Below are 16,373 nucleotides of genomic sequence, written 5' to 3'. Positions count from 1 at the left end.
CCTACTCGGCGGTGTCGGGGAGCTGCTTCATGATCGCGAGGAGGACGTCGTCGGTCTTCACGCCCTCGGCCTCGCCCTCGAAGTTGAGGAGCACGCGGTGCCGGAGCGCCGGCAAACACACGCCCTTCACGTCGTCCACCGACGCCGCGAACCGCCCCTCGAAGAGCGCGCGGATCTTCGCCGCGAGCAGGAGCGCCTGCGCGCCGCGCGGCGACGAGCCGAACTTGACGAAGCGCTTCACGAGGTCGAGCGACTTGCCCTCCGGGTGCGTCGCCTGGAGCAGGCGCACCGCGTAGTCCTGGACGTGCCGCGCAACCGGTACCTCGCGCACGAGCTTCTGCATCGCGAGCAGCCGCTTCTTGTCGACAACCGGCTTCGCCTCGGGCGCGTCCATGCCCGTCGTGCGATCGAGGATCCCGTGCAGCTCCTCGCGGCCCGGGAAGGGCACGTGGAGCTTGAAGAAGAAACGATCGAGCTGCGCCTCGGGGAGCGGATACGTGCCCTCGCTCTCCAGCGGGTTCTGCGTGGCGAGGACGAAGAACGGCTCTTCGAGCGTGTAGCTCTGCTTCGAGACCGTGACGCGGTGCTCCTGCATCGCTTCGAGCAGCGCGCTCTGCGTCTTCGGCGTGGCGCGGTTGATCTCGTCGGCGAGCACGATGTTCGCGAAGATCGGGCCCTTGCGGAACGAGAGCGAGCGCTGCCCGCCCGCGCCCTCGTCGATCATCGTCGTCCCGAGGATGTCGGCCGGCATCATGTCGGGCGTGAACTGGATGCGCGAGAACTGCAGCTCCAGCGCCTGCGCCATCGTCCGGACGAGCATCGTCTTGCCGAGGCCCGGCACGCCTTCGAGCAGCGCGTGGGAGCCGGCCAGCATGCACGTGAGCACGCCGTCGACGACCATGCGGTTGCCGACGATGACCTTCCCCACCTCCTCACGCAGCTCGCCGATGCTCTTCTGAAAATCGGCGACCTCGGCGCGCGCGAGATCCTTGTTTTTCTCGGCCATCTCTTCCCCTATCGTTCTACTTGGAAAAACCAATCGTGCCCGCGCGCGCCGCTCACTCCCTGGGGCGAATGAGCTGGAAATAGCGGTGCACAAAGAAACGGTACCCGTCGGGCACCGTTTCTTTGTTGATTTGCTCCTCGGCGACGGTCTTGTACTGCGTGAAGACCTTCTTGTAGCCGCCGCCCCGGAAGCCCTTCTCGGCCGCCGCGAGGATCACCTCGCTGTTCGACGGGCCGCCGCCGCTGTCGAGGCCCTGGGCCTGCACGTCCTGCGTCCCCATCTTGGGATCGGTGCGCTTGCCGGCGATGTCGCCGTCGTGCCCCGAGCCGACGCCCTTGCCGCCCGGCTCCGTGCCCTGGCCGCCCTGCCCCTGGCCCTCGCCCTGGCCTTGCCCCTCGCCCTGGCCTTGTCCCTGCCCCTGGCCGCCGCCGCCTTGCGACAGGACGAGCATCCGCTTGCCGCCGGGGCCGATCACCCACTGTTTGCCCTGACCACCGCTCTGCTGGCCGCCGTTCTGGCCGTTCTGGCCCTCGCCCTCTTGGCCCTCTTGGCCCTCTTGCCCGTCTTGGCCCTGACCCTGCTGGCCCTGGCCCTGCTGCGGCTGACCTTGCCCCTGACCGCCACGCGCGCGTTTGCCGAAGCGGAGCATGCGGGACATGCGCTGCTTGCCCGATTGCCCCTGCTGCCGGAGCATCTCGCGCAGCTCTTCGAGCCGCTGCCGGAGCTCTTCCTTCTCCTTCTCGGACATCTCCTCCTGCTGCATGCGGTTGATGTCCTCGGCCGCTTGTTCGAGATCCTCGGCGGAAGCGCCGAGCTCGCGCATCAGATCCTCGGCCGCCTTCGCGAGCGCGCGATCGAGTTTGTCGAGCTGCCGCCCGACGCGCTCTTGCTTCTCCGCCTCGCGATCGAGCCGCTCGAGCTCGCGCTCTTTCTTCTTGAGCAGGCGCTCCTCTTGCTCGTCCGGCGGGCCGCCGTCCTGCTCGTTCTTCTTTTGCTTCTTCTTGAGCAGCTCCTCGCGGACCTCGGCGCGCTTCTCGTTGATCGCGGCGAGCGCGTCCTTCTGCCGCTCCGCAGCCTTCTTCAGCGCGTCCTTGAGCCGCTCCAGCGAGGCCTTGTCCGGCTTCTTCTTCGCGTCGCGCAGCCGCTCGGCGAGCTCCTTCAGGTCCTTCTTCGCCTTCTCGAGGTCCTTCTTCTTCAGCGACTCGCCGACCGGCTTCGAGAGCTCGCTCGATTCGAGGTCCTTGCCCATCTGCTCGAGCGCCTCTTCGAGCGCCTTCCGATCGGCCTCGGCGCCCTTCAAGAGGTCACGCTCGATGGCCTCCATCTTGCGGAAGGCCTCCGTGCGATCGAGCCGCTTGTTCGCGATGTCCTCGACGAGCTGGTTGAACCGCTCGATCGCGGCCTGCACCTCGGGCGTCTGCTCCTTCTTCGCGAGCTCCTTCGCGGCCTCGCGGAAGAGCTCCAGATCGTCGTCCGAGAGCGCGACCGCGTCGATCGTGCGGAGCTGCGGCGGCGCCTCCTTGATGGGCGTGCGGATCTCGAAGAGCGCGAGCGCGACGGCACCCACGCCGACCAAGAACGCCGCGAAATAGTCGGAGGGCAAACGAATCGGCGCGGCCTTGCCGGGCTTCAGATCCCGCGCGTTCTCGCACGCGTCATCGATGGCGACCTCCATGAGCGGCGTGCGGTCGGACGCCTTGAGGGCATCGAAGGCGAGCGCGTTCGTGAGCCGGTCGTGGAGTTTGTGATGACGATCGAGCGCGATCGTGCCGGCGCGCGGCGGGAGCTTGCGGAGGAGGCCCACGAGCGCGACGGCGACGACGGCCGCGGCGGCGCCGATCAGGATGTGGCGCGCGCGCTGCTCGGAGACGTGGTCGGGGAACAACTTGCGGCACGCGAGGGTGCCCGCGACGACGGCGAACGCCAACGTGAGCGCGTTCGGCAGGTAACGTACGGCCCGCGCGATGCGCAGCCGGAGCGAGACGATCGCGGCGGCGCGGCGGATGCGAGAGAGCCCTTGGGTACGGTGATCGCTCACGGTAGAAGTCGCTCCGATCGCCCCGGGAGGACCGATCGCCGGGAGGTGAGGGGCGTCATTGTAGCTGTTGACGTTTCGGGCGCCCGTAAGTTCCTACCCTCGGAACGCGCCGCGCAGCGCGATCTTACGCCCCACGCGCCGGGAGGATTCCCCCGAGGCGCGAGCGCGTTCGGGGCGCCCCCCTACCCGCCTCCAGGAACGTCACGGCCCGACGCAGCCACAAACGACGAAGGGCGCGTCGGACGAAGACCGTCCGCTGCGCCCTCCTCGTGCAGGCCTTCGCGCCGTCAGCTCGATCGACGCGCGGCCGCGCGCGGCTTCTTCGCCGTCGACTTCCGCCCCGCCGTCGCCTTCCCCTTCGCCGCCTTCTTCGCGGCCGGCGCCTTGCCCGCCGCCTTCTTCGTGGCCTTCTTCGCGGCCGCCTTCTTCGCCGGCGCCGCAGCCTTCGTGGCCACCTTCTTCGTGGTCTTGGTGGCCTTCGCCGCGGCCTTGCCGGCCTTCTTTGCGGCGGGCTTCTTCGCCGCCTTCTTCGTGGCCTTCTTCGTCGCCTTCTTCGCGGCGCGCGCGGGCTTCGGCGGGGGCGCGGCTTCCTCGATCGGCTCCTCGTCGAGCTCGGCGTCGTCGAGCGCGCGGCGCGGCGGCATGTCCTTGCCGTACTTCGCGAGCAGCTCGCTGATCTTCTCGTCGAGCCTTGCGAACTCGAACGGCTTGTCGAGCCAACCGTCGGCGAAGAGCGGCGAGGTCATCGCGTTCATGCTCTCGCCGATGCCCGTGAGCATCAGGACCGGCGTGTTCGCGAGCGTTCCGCCCGCGGCGCCCGGCGCCTTGACGAGCTTCGCGACCTCCCAGCCGCTCATCTGCGGCATCATCACGTCGAGCATCACGAGATCGGGATGATGCTGCTGCGTGAGGCGCCAGGCGGTCTCGCCGTCGGCGGCATCGTGGACCTGAAAGCCGAGGGTCCTCAAATGGCGAGCCACCAGGCTCAGCATGGCGGGCTCGTCCTCGGCGACGACGACGGTGAGGGGCTTCGTGCTGGTGCTGGCGGACGACATCGTTTCGGGATGAGAGTACGCGGAAGGGTGGAAGGTCAAGGCCTACATGCGCCGGGCACTTTCACCACAGCATCTCGGAGCCTCGGCGCAGGCGTCCCTGCCCCCAAACGACGAGGACGGCTGGACATTCCCGATATCTTCGTAGAGCGCTGCCCGTACACGCGGACACGCATCAGGAAGCGCCGGACGAACTTCGCCACGACGTACCTCGTTCCCTTGGCCGCCAACTCGGGCGAGCATGGAGGCGCACCATGACCACGCAGGACCTCGCCGCCGTGAGCGGCGCCACGGGATTCATCGGCTCGGCCGTCGTGCGCAAGCTGCTCGAAGAGGGCCGCAAGGTGCGCGCGCTCGTCGAGCCCGGCGCCAACCCGAAAAACCTCGAAGGTTTGCCCGCGGATCGTGTCGAGCGCGTCGAGGTCGACGTCTGCGACGCGAAGGGGATGCGCAACGCGCTCGAAGGCGCGGGCGCGTTTTACCACCTCGCGGCCATCTACAAGGTGTGGATGCCCGATCCGACGCCGATCCACCGCGTCAACATCGAGGGCACGTTGACCTCGCTCCTCGCGGCCCGCGACGTCGGCGTTCGCCGCGTAATCTACACGTCCTCGATCGCGGCCGTCGGCTTGAAGGACGACGCGAGCCCCGCCGACGAGTCGACGCCGTGGAACCTCTGGAACATCGCGAACGACTACATCGCCTCGAAGTACCACGCCGAGCGGGTCGTCATGCGCCTCGCCGAGTCCGGTTTTCCCGTGGTGATCGTGAACCCCGCGTTCCCCTTCGGCCCGCGTGACATCGGGCCCACGCCGACGGGCGGGATCATCCTCTCGTTCCTCCGCGGAAAGATGCCCGGCGTGGGGAAAGGCGGGTTCTGCGCGGTCGACGTGGACGACGTCGCCGCGGCGCACGTCGCGGCCGAGACCCGCGGGCGCTTCGGCGAGCGGTACATCCTGGGAAACCACAACATCTCGTTCCGCGCGTTCCTCGAGCTCGTCGCCGAGGTCGCGGGGAAGACGCCGCCGCGCCTGCCGATCCCCTCGGGCCTCGCGCGAGCGATGGCCTTCGGCCTCGAATCCTGGTCCGATCACGTGAGCCACGCGCCGCCGCTCGCGACGTACAAGAGCGTCCGCTACATGCAGGAGTACGCCTACTTCAACGGCGAGAAGGCCCGGCGCGAGCTCGGCATGCCCTGCACGCCGCTCCGGACCTCGGTCGAGCACGCGATCGAGTATTTCCGGACGAACGGGATGGTCTAAGCCGCGCGGGCGAGGCTGATCTTGTCGGATTGTCCGGCCGCGTAGAAAGAGCGGAGCGCGCGGCGCATCCGATCGAAGTGGCCACGCCGCGCGAAGCTCTCTTCGAGCCTGCCCGCGAAGCGCGCGGCGAGATCATTGGCGAGGCGGTAGCGATCGCCGCGCTCGGTGCCAGGCGGATGGAGATACGCCACGGCCTCGAAGAGGCGCGCGCGGATGCGGGCCGCGCGGCTGGGATCGAAGCGCCGCGCGGCGAGCGGGCCGTGCACGAAGAGCACGTACTTGTCGACCTCGGCCTGGAGCTCCAGCTCGAACTGCGTGACCGGGAGCTCTCGACGCGCGCGCTCGGCCAGGCAGAGGAAATGGCTCACGCCTTCCACGACCTGGCAGAGCAGATCAAACGACGGGCTCTTCGGTTCGAGCGCCGCGCGCGGCAAATGAAGCGCCATCGAGACGCCGTCCTCGTCCTCGCGCACGAAAAGGACCTCGCGGCCTTCGTCCTCGGACGCGTCGATCGGCTGGATGAAATCCTCCACCGAGGGCGCCTCCGGGATGCCGTACGTGCCTTCGAGCGCTGCCTGAATGCGTGCTGGCAGCGAGGGCGCCATCAGTGAACGCCCTCCTTTCCACGTGTCGCGACGAGCCCACGCGCGCCGAGCTCCTCCGCGATGCGCGACGAGCCCGTGCGGAGCCAGCGCTCGTAGAGCTTGAGCAGCCCGCGCTGGCCCTGCGCGCCCTGCGCGATGGCGCCGTCGGCGACCTCGTTCAGGACCTCCACGAATTGCTCGAAGCGATCGGCGAGCTCGGACAGGACGTCGTGGGTCGCGCGCTGGCCCGGCGTGCGCAGCATGGCCGAGGCGTTGTCGTACGCGGTCGCGCCGACGCGGATCACGTAGCCGCGGTCGATCCCGCGGATGTCGACGTGGCCGCCGAAAAAACCGATCCCGTAGAGCACGCCGTCCCCGAGCGCGCGCAGGCGGCGGAAGCGCGTGGTCCCCGAGGCCTCGAGCGCGTCGTGGAGCTGGAAAGCGAGGGGCCGGGAAAAAGCCGGCTCGTTGTCCTCGCTGGGGTGGGCATAATCACAGAGAACCCCGACGAGGTAATGCGACGCCGCCGCGGAGGCCTCGATCTTCCGCGCGCGCAGCGCATCGCCGACGGCGTCCATGAAGTAGTCGGAGATACTGGGAGAGATCGCGATATTGGTTGTACGGCTCACGGGGCACCTCGTCCTGGACGGGGCGCTTGGGACCGGGATCCAGCAGGCGCCACGCGCCCGGTTGAACAGCTCGTCCTCGAAAGACCGGCGGCAGAGGCTCGCGGACGGCGCGGGGCCGGACGCGGGCCTCATGAACGGAATCTACCGCAGCGGGCGCACGACGCCCAGCACACGGCAGACGGTTTTACGAGGGATTCCGAGGATTTGTGGCCACCCCGGGGGGCGGCTGCCAGCGATCGTTTCGGCCGCGAATTTCGGCCGCTTGACAGCCGAACGACCATGACTATCTTCCGGGCCGCTCGTTAGCACTCACCCTCCGTGAGTGCTAACAATCGAAAAACCGCAAGCTCATCGGGCATGTGGCGGGGGCGCCAAGCATGAATGCGCGCGCTCCGCGCCTGCCCATTGCGAATGGGATCTGGTGGCTCTCGGCCACCCCCGGAGGGTTTCACGATGGCGACGAAGATCAGGCCGCTGCAGGACCGCGTGATCGTCAAGCGACTCAAGGAAGAGGAGAGGACCAAGGGCGGGCTCTACATCCCGGACTCCGCCAAGGAGAAGCCCGTGGAGGGCACCGTCCTCGCCGTGGGCAACGGCAAGGTCCTCGAGGACGGCACCGTGCGCCGCCTCGACGTGAAGGAAGGCGACCGCGTCCTCTTCGGGAAGTACTCGGGGACTGAGGTGAAGCTCGACGGGGAAGAGCACCTCATCCTGCGCGAGGACGACATCCTGGGCGTGATCGAGGCGTGACGCGGGCCGCGGCCCCCTGAATTCTGGAGATATCGAGATGGCAGCCAAAGAGATCATCTACAACGAGTCGGCCCGCAGCATGATCCTCGCGGGCGTCAACGCCCTCGCGGACGCGGTGAAGGTCACGCTCGGCCCGAAGGGCCGCAACGTCGTGATCGAGAAGAGCTTCGGTTCGCCCACCGTGACCAAGGACGGCGTCACGGTCGCGAAGGAGATCGAGCTCGAGAACCGCTTCGAGAACATGGGCGCGCAGATGGTGCGCGAGGTGGCCTCGAAGACGAGCGACATCGCCGGCGACGGCACCACGACGGCGACGGTGCTCGCCCAGGCGATCTACCGCGAGGGCTCCAAGCTCGTCGCGGCGGGCCACAACCCGATGGAGATCAAGCGCGGCATCGACAAGGCGGTCGAGTCCATCGTCGCGAACCTCAAGGGCTCGGCGAAGCTCACGCAGGACGCGAAGGAGATCGCGCAGGTCGGCACGATCAGCGCGAACGGTGACCAGACAATCGGCAAGCTCCTCGCGGACGCGATGGAGAAGGTCGGCAAGGAAGGCGTCATCACGGTCGAGGAGGCGAAGAGCGCCGACACGACGCTCGACGTGGTCGAGGGTATGCAGTTCGACCGCGGCTACCTCAGCCCGTACTTCGTGACGGACGCCGAGGCGATGAAGTGCGTCATGGAGGACGCCTACATCCTCATCTCGGAGAAGAAGATCTCCAACATGAAGGACCTCCTCCCGGTCCTCGAGGCGATCGCGAAGAGCCAGAAGCAGCTCCTCATCATCGCCGAGGACGTCGAGGGCGAGGCGCTCGCGACGCTCGTCGTGAACAAGCTCCGCGGCACGCTGCACTGCGCGGCCGTGAAGGCGCCCGGCTTCGGTGATCGCCGCAAGGAGATGCTGAAGGACATCGCGGTCCTGACCGACGGCCAGGTGATCGCGGAGGAGCTCGGCCTCAAGCTCGAGAACGTCACGATCTCGGATCTCGGCCGCGCCAAGACCGTGATCATCGACAAGGACAACGCGACGATCGTCGGCGGTCAGGGCAAGAAGGACAAGATCAAGGCGCGCCAGCAGGAGATCCGCGCCCAGATCGAGCACACGACGAGCGACTACGATCGCGAGAAGCTCCAGGAGCGCCTCGCGAAGCTCGTCGGCGGCGTGGCCGTGATCAAGGTCGGCGCCGCGACCGAGACCGAGATGAAGGAGAAGAAGGCCCGCGTCGAGGACGCGCTCCATGCGACCCGCGCGGCCGTGGAAGAGGGCATCGTCCCCGGCGGCGGCGTCGCGCTCATCCGCGCGCAGGCCTCGCTCGCCTCGCTCGAGGTGAACGACGAGCAGCGGTTCGGCGTGAACATCATCCGCCGCTCGATCGAGGAGCCGCTCCGCCAGATCTCGGCGAACGCCGGCGAAGAGGGCTCGATCGTGGTCCAGAAGGTCCGCGACGGTCAGGGCTCGTTCGGCTACAACGCCGCGACCGGCGAGTACGGCGACCTCCTCGCGATGGGCGTCATCGACCCGGTGAAGGTCGTGCGCTCGGCGCTCCAGAACGCCGCGAGCGTGGCGAGCCTCATGCTCACCACCGAGGCGCTCATCGCGGAGCGTCCGAAGGAGGAGAAGGCGGCGGCGGGTGGCGCGCATGCGGGCCACAACCACGACTTCTGATCCGAAGCGCGTCGTGACACCCACGACGCAATCGTGAAAGAACAGCGAAGGCCGGCCTCGTCGGGGGTTTGGGGGCGTAGCTCGGAAAGCCCGAGCGGAGCCCCCAAGCATCAACGGGGTCGGCTTTTTGCTTTCCATGGCGCACGAACGCGACGACACAATGCGCCATGAAGGCCGGAGCCTTGCTACAGTACAGGCATGTGGGACCGGCGGCACCTCTCCGTGTTGGCGAGCTCCGCCTTCCGGGCGCTCGGCCGGTTGGTCCACTACCTCGATCTGCACGACGCGCCGCGGGCCGCGAGCGCCATGGCGTTCGACGCGTTCCTCAGCATCATCCCGCTGCTCGCCGTCGCCGGCTGGGCGCTGCATCGGCTGCGCGACGCGGCCGCGGAGCTCCTGGGATCGCTGCTCAGCGCGGCGCCTCCGTCCGTTTCAGCGGCGCTCGGCGAGGACTTCTTCCGGATCTCCGACGCGAAGGCCCTCGTGCTCGCGCCGCTCGGGCTCCTCGCCTTCCTGTGGGTCGCGTCGGGCGGCGCCGCGACGGCGATCGGCGTGTTCGAGACAATGTTCGTCTGCACGCCCCGTCCCTGGTGGAAACGGCGGCTCGTGGGCGTCGCGCTCGTGCTCGGCGCGATCCCCTTCGTCGGGATCGCCACGGCGCTGGGCATTCTGTTCACGCACGTGACCGGTTCGCTCGGGGGGGCCCTCGTGGCGGCGGCCGGGCCTGCGGTGATCGTGACGGCGCTGATCGCGGCGTTCTTCCGGCTCACGATCACGCGTCCGGCCACGGTGCGGAGGCGCGTCTGGCCCGGCGCGCTCGTGACCGTGTCGTTGTGGGCGATCGTCTCGACGTTGTTCTCGGTCTACGTGCGGAGTTTGGCGCGGTACGCGACGCTCTACGGCACGCTCGCGAATGTCGCGGTGCTGCTGTTCTGGCTCTGGCTCCTTTCGATGGCGCTGCTCGTCGGCGGTGAGGTGAACGCGCAGCTCGAGGGCGTGCGAGATCCACACGACGACGCGCAGGAGCGCTGGGCCTCGCCGAAGGCCGAGGGGCCGCGCTCGATTCAGCCGCCTCCGCCGCCGGAATCGGTCTTGCGACCGAAGAGGACCGCGTCGAGCGAATAACGGCCGCCGCCCGTGAGGGCGAGCGCGAGGCCGAGGCTCGAGAGCAGGAAGGGGTATTCGAATGACCCGCCTTTGGCCGTGCCGAAATGCGCGGCATCCGCCATGTGCATGGAGGCCCAGGCGACGACCATGTTGAAGGCCACGACGGCGCCCGCGGGGCGCGTGAGCAGGCCGAGCATCAAGCAAATGCCGCCGAGGAGCTCGGCGAGGGTCGCGCACCAGGCGAGGAGCGTCGGCGCGGGAAAACCCTTCATCGCGAGGCCCCCGGCGAGCCCGGCGGGGCCGGCCGCGAGCTTCGAGAACCCGTGCGCGGCGAGGAGCAGGCCCGTCACGAGCCGGACCACCAAGACGCCCAGCGAGCCCGTGCGATTCAGATCGGGGTACAGCAGGGATGGGAGCTTCATGCCCGTGACGTAGCACGCCAGGCGCCGCGCGAGATCGGGGAACAGGCGAGCGCCGCGTCGGGACGCACGAAGACGACGGAGGGGCCGCGCCGGAAACCCGCTTGGCGCGAAAAACGCCTTCTATTTGAGGATGGTCTCGCAGCCGACCTGGATGTCGACCTTCACGTCGGTGGCCGCGCCGAGGCCCTCGCAGGCCTTCCCCAGGAGCTGGACCTTGCCGTCCGGGGTGTAGTCCCAGCAGCCGTCCTGCGGGCAGAGATCCAGCGGATCCGTGCGCTTCTTCAGGTTTTGCAGCATGCCGTCGAGCGTGAGGTTCACGTTGACCTGGGTCTTGTCGATCTGCTCGCCGGGCGGCGGGGGCGGCAGGTCGTAGACGCAGCCGAGCGCCTTGCCGCGGACGTCGGCGATCGCCTTGGCCAACGCGTCGGCGTTGAACTGCGCGCCGTTCGAGAGATCGATATGGCAAGGTTTGGCAGGGGCAGGCGCGCCTTGCGTGAAGGCGGCGCCCTTGTCGCAGCTCGGATCCACGGTGTCCGGCGAGCCGCTCACGGCGTACGTCGAGAGCGCGAGGAGCATGTTGTAAGGCGGGGTGGCGAACCCGTCGACGTCGACGCCCGTGCTGTTCGACCCCGGAACGCCCACGATGAACGTGAAAATGGGCTTGTTCGGGTCGTTCCGGGCGCCCGCGATGAGGGCATTCACGCTGTCCGGATATTCCCAGTCGGGGCAACTGTAATCGTCGGCGTACCCGGGCCGGGCCGGGCTCGCCACGGACGTGCACGAGAAACCGCCGTCCGTGATGAGGACGAGCATACGCCGGGCGATGTTCTCGGTTTTCAAGGATTCGTAGCCAGCCTTGAGAGCGTCGTAAATCGGCGATCCGTCGTCGCCGTTGCTGAGCGGCGGATGGCCGACGAGCCAATCGTACATCTGGCGGCGTACGCCGGTCGGGGCGTTTGTCTTGTCTTTCCCGGCCGGCGCCACGGGCACCTGCGGGAGAACGGAGATGCCGCACGAGACGCCCGGCGCGAGCAGGGCATTGCATGTCGCCTGATCGAGCCCGACATAGGAGCAGATGCAGGGCGGCGGGTTGATGAAGCTCGCCGGGAAGACCGTGAGGCCCAGGGACATCGTGTCGAAGACGTCCTTGTCGATCGCCGATTTGATCGCGAGCTGCGCCGTCCCCCACTTGGACGATTTGTTCATGCTGGCGCTCGCGTCGAGCACGGTGAGCATGGCCGCGGGCGCTTGCTGGGCCTCCGCCGTGAATTTCGCGCAAGCCGGGCCCCCGCCGCCCACGCCGCCGCCGAATCCGCCCACGCCGCCGCCTCCAGGTCCGACGGGGCCCTGGTTGCCCGATCCTCCCGAGCCCCCCTCGCCGCCGTCCCCTCCGCTTCCAGGACGGTTGCTGCCTCCCGCCGCGCAGCCTCCCCCGAGCCCAATTCCAATCGAAACGAAAAGCCCCAGGCTCACGCCGAGCCACCGCAGAACGCGCCCCATCGTTTCCTCCTCAGTCGTAAGGAAAACGACCCGAGCGTATCAGAAGCCAGACCTCGAAATCGACCACGACGAGCGGCACGCAAACGCGCCGGGGCGGATCGCGTCTCCACGCCAGGAACACAAGCCAAAGAGAACGCTCGGTATCGGAACCCCCCCTTGCGCGAGAGGTAACTTGGCCCACCATTGTCTGCTCGATGGCGACGGCACGCAGCGCTCCGGACTCTTCGCCCCTCGGGACGCCTCCGGCCGAGCAATCGGCGCACGTAGGGCCGTTCACGAGGACGCACATCGACCTCGCCGCAGCCCGCGCCGGCGGAATCGCCCGCGGAGGGGTACGGGAAGGCGAGCTCTGCTTCCTGGGCTCGTTGCACGAGCTCGTGGCCATCGGGCTCTACCGGCCCGCGCTCGTGGCGCTCGTCTCGGGCGCCGGAGCACCGGCCCGCCCACCGATGGATCGGGCCTACCTGCTCAAGATCCTCGATGAGGAGGTGGGCCGGCAGTTCGGCCACCCGCTGCGGCCCGTGGTCGAGCTCGTGCTGAACGCGATCGACGCGACGCCCGAGCACCCCGCCCGCGTGGATGTGCGGGTGCGCGAAGGCGTGGTGACCGTGACCGACGACGGGATCGGCATGGATCTGCGGACGATCCTGTCGCGGCTGCTCGTGCCGTTCGCGACCGACAAGCGCGCCGGCGTGGACCTCGGGCGCTTCGGCGTGGGCTTCTTCTCGGTCATCGGCCTCGGGCTGCCCGATCCGACCAGCCTGTCGATCGAGGTGGAGACGGGCGACGGGACCTCGGGCTGGTCGCTCTCGGTGCTCGCCGACGGCCCCGAGCCCTCGTCGCTCGTCTGCGCGATCCGCAAGCTCACGCCGCGCGCCGGGACGCGTGTGCAGGTGCGCTCCTCCCTCATCGAGGCCGAGCCGCTCCGCGCGTACCTGCGCGACGCGCTGCACTTCTTCCCGAAAGAGCGCGCGATCGTGAACCTCGACAGCGCGCCGCTGAACGACGGCCGGTACCTCGCGGGAGGCTCGCACTTCACGGATGCGCTCTCGCCCGAGGATCCGAGCCGCGTCGCGCGCTTCTACGTGGGCGGCCGCGCGCTCGTGACCGGGATCTGCGCCGCGACCTACCACGCCGGCGTGAAGGTCGAAGGCTGCCTCGCGATCCCGGAGCTCGCGCTGATCGATTTTCCCTCCGCGGTGGAGCTCACCGAGGGGCGCGACGCGCTCAAGCCTTGCCGCAACTTCCGCGCGACGGCCGCGTCGTTCTACCGCAGGCTTGTGGACCTCGCCCGCGCGCCGGGGACGAGCCGCAAGGCGGCCGATCGCCTGGCGGAGGTCGCCGCGCAGATCAGCGCGCTGATGCTTCAATCCGCGGCGTGGAACGAGGTCGCGCCCGAGCTCGCGCGCGCCTTGCTCGGCCCCGATCGGTACCTCGTCGGGCCGGAGCGACGCGAGCCGCTGATCGGCTTCCTCGGCAGCAACGTGGAGAGCCGGCTCTTCGTCCCCGAGAGCTTCTGGGCCGAGCGCGAGTGGCAAGGCTTCATCCCCGGCGAGCGAGAGCTGCTCGCGCGCGAGCTCGAGATCGATCACGCCGAGAGCCTGTCGAGCCTCGCGCGTCGCCGCCCGGATCTGCCTGGGATCGTGGAGCTCGCCCGTCGATCCGAGCGGCCCGAGGCCGTCCCCGTGGCGCTCGCGCGCGGCCGCAAGAACGCGCCGGGCCCGCTGCCTTGCCTCGGGACGCGTCACGCGCTGCTCGTGCGCGAGGACGCGCCTGCGGTCGCGCGGCGCGTGGGCTGGTCGGAGCAGTACGCGCTGCGCGTCGCGTTCGATCGCGCGACGGGCATGCGTGAACCGGATCTCGAGCGGGAGCTCATCGTCAGCGAGCCCATCGGGGTCACGGGAACGGCTTGATCGAGCGAGCCTCGGGCGGTGGGGAAATCAGGGGGGAACCGATGACCGAAGTCTACGCTGGCCGTCTCTCGGACCTGCTCCTCGTGCGCGTGCATGGCCGCTCGGCGGCCTACCTCGCGGCGAGCCGCGCGGCCCGCCCGGGCATCGTGGAGGCTTGCCGCAGAGAGGCGACGGTCCCCGATCTCGCCGAGCGGATCCTCTCGCGTACGATCTACGCGCAGAGCGCCTCGCGCATCGCGCCCTTGCGCGAGCTCGTCCAGAACGCGCTCGACGCCTCACCGCGCGGGGCTGCGATCGACGTGCAGTCGGGGCTCGGCGGCACCGAGATCATCGTGACCGATCGCGGGCGCGGCATGACGGCCGACGAGGTCCTCGGCGATCTCCTCGTCCCGTTCCGCAGCGGCAAGGAGGGCGAGGAGCTCGCGATCGGCGAGCACGGCATCGGCTTCTTCAGCGCGCTCGAGATCGCGCCGCGGCTCGAAGTGAAGACGCGCACGCGCACCGAGGGACACCTCCTGCGCGTCGAGCCACTCGGCAAGGGCCCGCCGTATGCCGATTTCGCCTGGTCTCTCCGGCCGCTGCCGCACGTCGAGGGGTGGACCGGCACGTCGGTGCGGCTCCTGCTCGACGAGCCGATCAGCCGCTCGGTCCTCGCCTCCGAGGTCGCCGCGGCCGCGTCGTTCGTCGATCCCTCCGTCGCTCGGATCTACGTCGACGGTGTGCTCATCAACGTCGCCCGCACGCGCATGCGCCGCGTCGCGCGCGCGCACGTCGGGGGTCCGATCACCGGCCCGCTCGGCGAGATCTCGATCTGGGTCGGCCGCGGCGACGGCGCTCTGCCGCACGTCACGATCACGCAACGCGGCTTGCTCGTCGCGGTCCGTCAGGATCTCTTCACCGCGCCCGAGCTCTCGCTCCACCGCGACCTCGCGCGGGCGATCGTGTCGGCGGGCTTCGGCATCGTCGTCGAGCTGCCTGCCGAGGTGCCGCTCAACAAGGGTCGATCCGCGGTGGCCGCGCACGCCTCGGCGGCCATCGAGTCGGCGCTCATCGCGGCGTTCGAACGCTTCGTCTTGCATGACGCGCTCTACGATCGCGAGCTGCTCCGCGCCGTGGATCACAGGCTCTCCTCGGTCCTCGATCGGCTGCTTTGCGCCGCGCTCGCGGGCCAGCCCACGCAACCTGCGGCAGCGAGCGCGCCCGAGGAGCTCACGGAGGCAACACGCTCGTCGAAGCCCTGGCCGTTGATGACGCCGTCGAGCGCCGCGCCGCCGGAGTCCGAGCGACGGCCGCAAAAGCGCCCCACCGTGGCCGCGCCCGAGGAGGTCGTGCGGTTCGCGGATGCGCTCCTCGACACGCCGGCCATCCGCGTGATCACGATCGACGACGAGCACGAACAGCACCCGCGCATCGTCACCTTGCGCCATCTGCTTGGCGCTTACCGTGCGGGCACGCTTCGACCGATGGGAGAGCCGCTGCTGCCGGGACGCACGTACGTCTCGCTCGACGATCCGCTCGCGGACGCGCTCTGGCGGCGGCTCGTCGCGACGAGCGCGGCGGCTGCGGCGGCGGGCTCGCAGGACCGCCGGGGACGGCGCATCGGCGCGCTCGCGATGCAGCGCATCGATCGGGAGACGTTGCTCGCGACGGCGAAGGAGGTGCCGGGCGTCGACGCGCTCGCGGCGGCGATGACGGTGCTCGAGGGGATCGACGCGGCGATCTCGATCGCGGCGGAGCTCACGCCCTCGCCGATCTCGGTGCACCAGGATCTCTACGGCCCGGACGAGATGGCGCACACGGACGGCAGCGGCATCAGCGTCAACCTCGCGTCGGCGCGGGTGCGCGCGCTGCTCGTGTCCGTGCTTCAGCAGGACGATCCGGCGGCGTTCGGCGCGCTCGTGGATCTGATGCTGCACGAGAAGACGCACGTGTCCTTGGCGAGTTACGTCCCGCATGCGAACGCCGAGCACGGGGCGAGCTTCTACCGGCGCAAGGATCTCTTGCGGCGTCGGCTCTTGGAGTCGATGGCGCGGGGCATCGTGGGGGATCCGGCGTCATGGCTCCCGGCGGCGCGGCGTGGACTATCGTCGGTCGGCCTACCTGCGCCTGACGTCCTGGCGGCCACGTTCCAGTCCGTACCTTCGGTCGCCGCTTGACGGTTTTTCCTGTCCCCCCGCCTGGGCCTCGACCCTCGGAGGCCCATCCTCACACACTTCGGCACATGGACGCGCACGCGTCCGTGCGCCAACAAAGCATTCCAATTCACAACAACAGATCACAACCAGCATCCTGAGCGATCCAAACCACGGTTCGTCCGGTTTTCCAAACGGGTCTGTCGGACGTGATCGGCGTGCTGGATGGTTTCTTGTGATCGCATGCGATGCCGCGTATCCTCGCGGTGCCCGGAGCCCCTTGGCGGGGATTTCTTGGCTAGCATCGGGGTC

13 protein-coding genes are annotated in these 16,373 nt (G+C 69.0%); 6 read left to right on the top strand and 7 right to left on the bottom strand.

Going from position 1 to position 16,373, the window contains the following annotated elements; all coding sequences use genetic code 11:
- Window position 1: 1 nt before the first annotated feature.
- The 3 genes from E8A74_RS16025 to E8A74_RS16015 all read right to left on the bottom strand — a co-directional run bounded on the left by E8A74_RS16025 (window position 2) and on the right by E8A74_RS16015 (window position 4,099).
- Window positions 2–1,006, bottom strand: coding sequence for an AAA family ATPase (locus tag E8A74_RS16025; protein ID WP_136929880.1), 1,005 nt, complete (start codon window positions 1,004–1,006; stop codon window positions 2–4).
- A 52-nt stretch (window positions 1,007–1,058) separates the two neighbouring features.
- Window positions 1,059–3,044, bottom strand: a complete 1,986-nt coding sequence (locus E8A74_RS16020) for a hypothetical protein (protein ID WP_136929879.1) — start codon at window positions 3,042–3,044, stop codon at window positions 1,059–1,061.
- Between the two features lie 287 nt (window positions 3,045–3,331).
- On the bottom strand, window positions 3,332–4,099 hold the full coding sequence (locus E8A74_RS16015) for a response regulator transcription factor (RefSeq protein WP_136929878.1): 768 nt from the start codon (window positions 4,097–4,099) through the stop codon (window positions 3,332–3,334).
- A gap of 251 nt (window positions 4,100–4,350) precedes the next feature.
- Here E8A74_RS16015 and E8A74_RS16010 point away from each other — a divergent pair, with 251 nt between their 5' ends.
- Window positions 4,351–5,358: an NAD-dependent epimerase/dehydratase family protein gene (locus E8A74_RS16010; RefSeq protein ID WP_136929877.1), complete on the top strand. Its 1,008-nt coding sequence runs from the start codon at window positions 4,351–4,353 to the stop codon at window positions 5,356–5,358.
- Here E8A74_RS16010 and E8A74_RS16005 read toward each other — a convergent pair.
- Together E8A74_RS16005 and E8A74_RS16000 are read right to left on the bottom strand one after the other, a co-directional pair.
- A complete protein-coding gene (locus E8A74_RS16005) occupies window positions 5,355–5,963 on the bottom strand; it encodes a hypothetical protein (RefSeq protein ID WP_232379578.1) in 609 nt (202 codons plus the stop codon). The genes E8A74_RS16010 and E8A74_RS16005 overlap by 4 nt on opposite strands.
- Window positions 5,963–6,571, bottom strand: a complete 609-nt coding sequence (locus E8A74_RS16000) for a hypothetical protein (RefSeq protein ID WP_232379577.1) — start codon at window positions 6,569–6,571, stop codon at window positions 5,963–5,965. Before E8A74_RS16000 ends, E8A74_RS16005 begins: the two co-directional genes overlap by 1 nt.
- 453 nt (window positions 6,572–7,024) lie before the next feature.
- Here E8A74_RS16000 and groES point away from each other — a divergent pair, with 453 nt between their 5' ends.
- From groES to E8A74_RS15985, 3 genes are all read left to right on the top strand, one after another.
- Complete coding sequence (groES, locus tag E8A74_RS15995; protein WP_136929875.1) at window positions 7,025–7,321, top strand: co-chaperone GroES; 297 nt, start codon at window positions 7,025–7,027, stop codon at window positions 7,319–7,321.
- Between the two features lie 37 nt (window positions 7,322–7,358).
- Entirely contained in the window at window positions 7,359–8,987 is a 1,629-nt protein-coding gene (gene groL / locus E8A74_RS15990) for a chaperonin GroEL (RefSeq protein ID WP_136929874.1), read from the top strand.
- Window positions 8,988–9,185: 198 nt separating this feature from the next.
- Complete coding sequence (locus tag E8A74_RS15985; protein ID WP_136929873.1) at window positions 9,186–10,112, top strand: YihY/virulence factor BrkB family protein; 927 nt, start codon at window positions 9,186–9,188, stop codon at window positions 10,110–10,112.
- Here the strand turns inward: E8A74_RS15985 and E8A74_RS15980 are convergent.
- Both E8A74_RS15980 and E8A74_RS15975 read right to left on the bottom strand, forming a co-directional pair.
- On the bottom strand, window positions 10,052–10,516 hold the full coding sequence (locus E8A74_RS15980) for a DoxX family protein (protein WP_136929872.1): 465 nt from the start codon (window positions 10,514–10,516) through the stop codon (window positions 10,052–10,054). The genes E8A74_RS15985 and E8A74_RS15980 overlap by 61 nt on opposite strands.
- 120 nt (window positions 10,517–10,636) lie before the next feature.
- Window positions 10,637–12,016 carry a vWA domain-containing protein gene (locus tag E8A74_RS15975; RefSeq protein ID WP_136929871.1) on the bottom strand — a complete coding sequence of 460 codons (1,380 nt, stop codon included), beginning with the start codon at window positions 12,014–12,016 and terminating at the stop codon, window positions 10,637–10,639.
- A gap of 194 nt (window positions 12,017–12,210) precedes the next feature.
- On the opposite strand from E8A74_RS15975, the gene E8A74_RS15970 reads away from it, so the two are divergent.
- Entirely contained in the window at window positions 12,211–13,929 is a 1,719-nt protein-coding gene (locus tag E8A74_RS15970) for an ATP-binding protein (protein ID WP_136929870.1), read from the top strand.
- 41 nt (window positions 13,930–13,970) lie between these two features.
- Window positions 13,971–16,085, top strand: a complete 2,115-nt coding sequence (locus tag E8A74_RS15965) for an ATP-binding protein (RefSeq protein ID WP_136929869.1) — start codon at window positions 13,971–13,973, stop codon at window positions 16,083–16,085.
- Window positions 16,086–16,373 lie beyond the last annotated feature (288 nt).

Source organism: Polyangium fumosum, assembly GCF_005144585.1.
Lineage (GTDB): Bacteria > Myxococcota_A > Polyangia > Polyangiales > Polyangiaceae > Polyangium > Polyangium fumosum.
Note: the sequence above shows the minus strand (reverse complement) of the source record. Positions and strands in the feature narration are given on the sequence as shown.

Bases quoted from the DNA above. Each gene is read 5' to 3' on its own strand.
- groES (WP_136929875.1), top strand. From the start codon at position 7,025: ATGGCGACGAAGATCAGGCCGCTGCAGGACCGCGTGATCGTCAAGCGA.
- E8A74_RS15975 (WP_136929871.1), bottom strand. From the start codon at position 12,016: ATGGGGCGCGTTCTGCGGTGGCTCGGCGTGAGCCTGGGGCTTTTCGTT.
- E8A74_RS16015 (WP_136929878.1), bottom strand. From the start codon at position 4,099: ATGTCGTCCGCCAGCACCAGCACGAAGCCCCTCACCGTCGTCGTCGCC.
- E8A74_RS16025 (WP_136929880.1), bottom strand. From the start codon at position 1,006: ATGGCCGAGAAAAACAAGGATCTCGCGCGCGCCGAGGTCGCCGATTTT.
- E8A74_RS15980 (WP_136929872.1), bottom strand. From the start codon at position 10,516: ATGAAGCTCCCATCCCTGCTGTACCCCGATCTGAATCGCACGGGCTCG.
- E8A74_RS16010 (WP_136929877.1), top strand. From the start codon at position 4,351: ATGACCACGCAGGACCTCGCCGCCGTGAGCGGCGCCACGGGATTCATC.
- groL (WP_136929874.1), top strand. From the start codon at position 7,359: ATGGCAGCCAAAGAGATCATCTACAACGAGTCGGCCCGCAGCATGATC.
- E8A74_RS15985 (WP_136929873.1), top strand. From the start codon at position 9,186: ATGTGGGACCGGCGGCACCTCTCCGTGTTGGCGAGCTCCGCCTTCCGG.
- E8A74_RS16005 (WP_232379578.1), bottom strand. From the start codon at position 5,963: ATGGCGCCCTCGCTGCCAGCACGCATTCAGGCAGCGCTCGAAGGCACG.
- E8A74_RS15970 (WP_136929870.1), top strand. From the start codon at position 12,211: ATGGCGACGGCACGCAGCGCTCCGGACTCTTCGCCCCTCGGGACGCCT.
- E8A74_RS15965 (WP_136929869.1), top strand. From the start codon at position 13,971: ATGACCGAAGTCTACGCTGGCCGTCTCTCGGACCTGCTCCTCGTGCGC.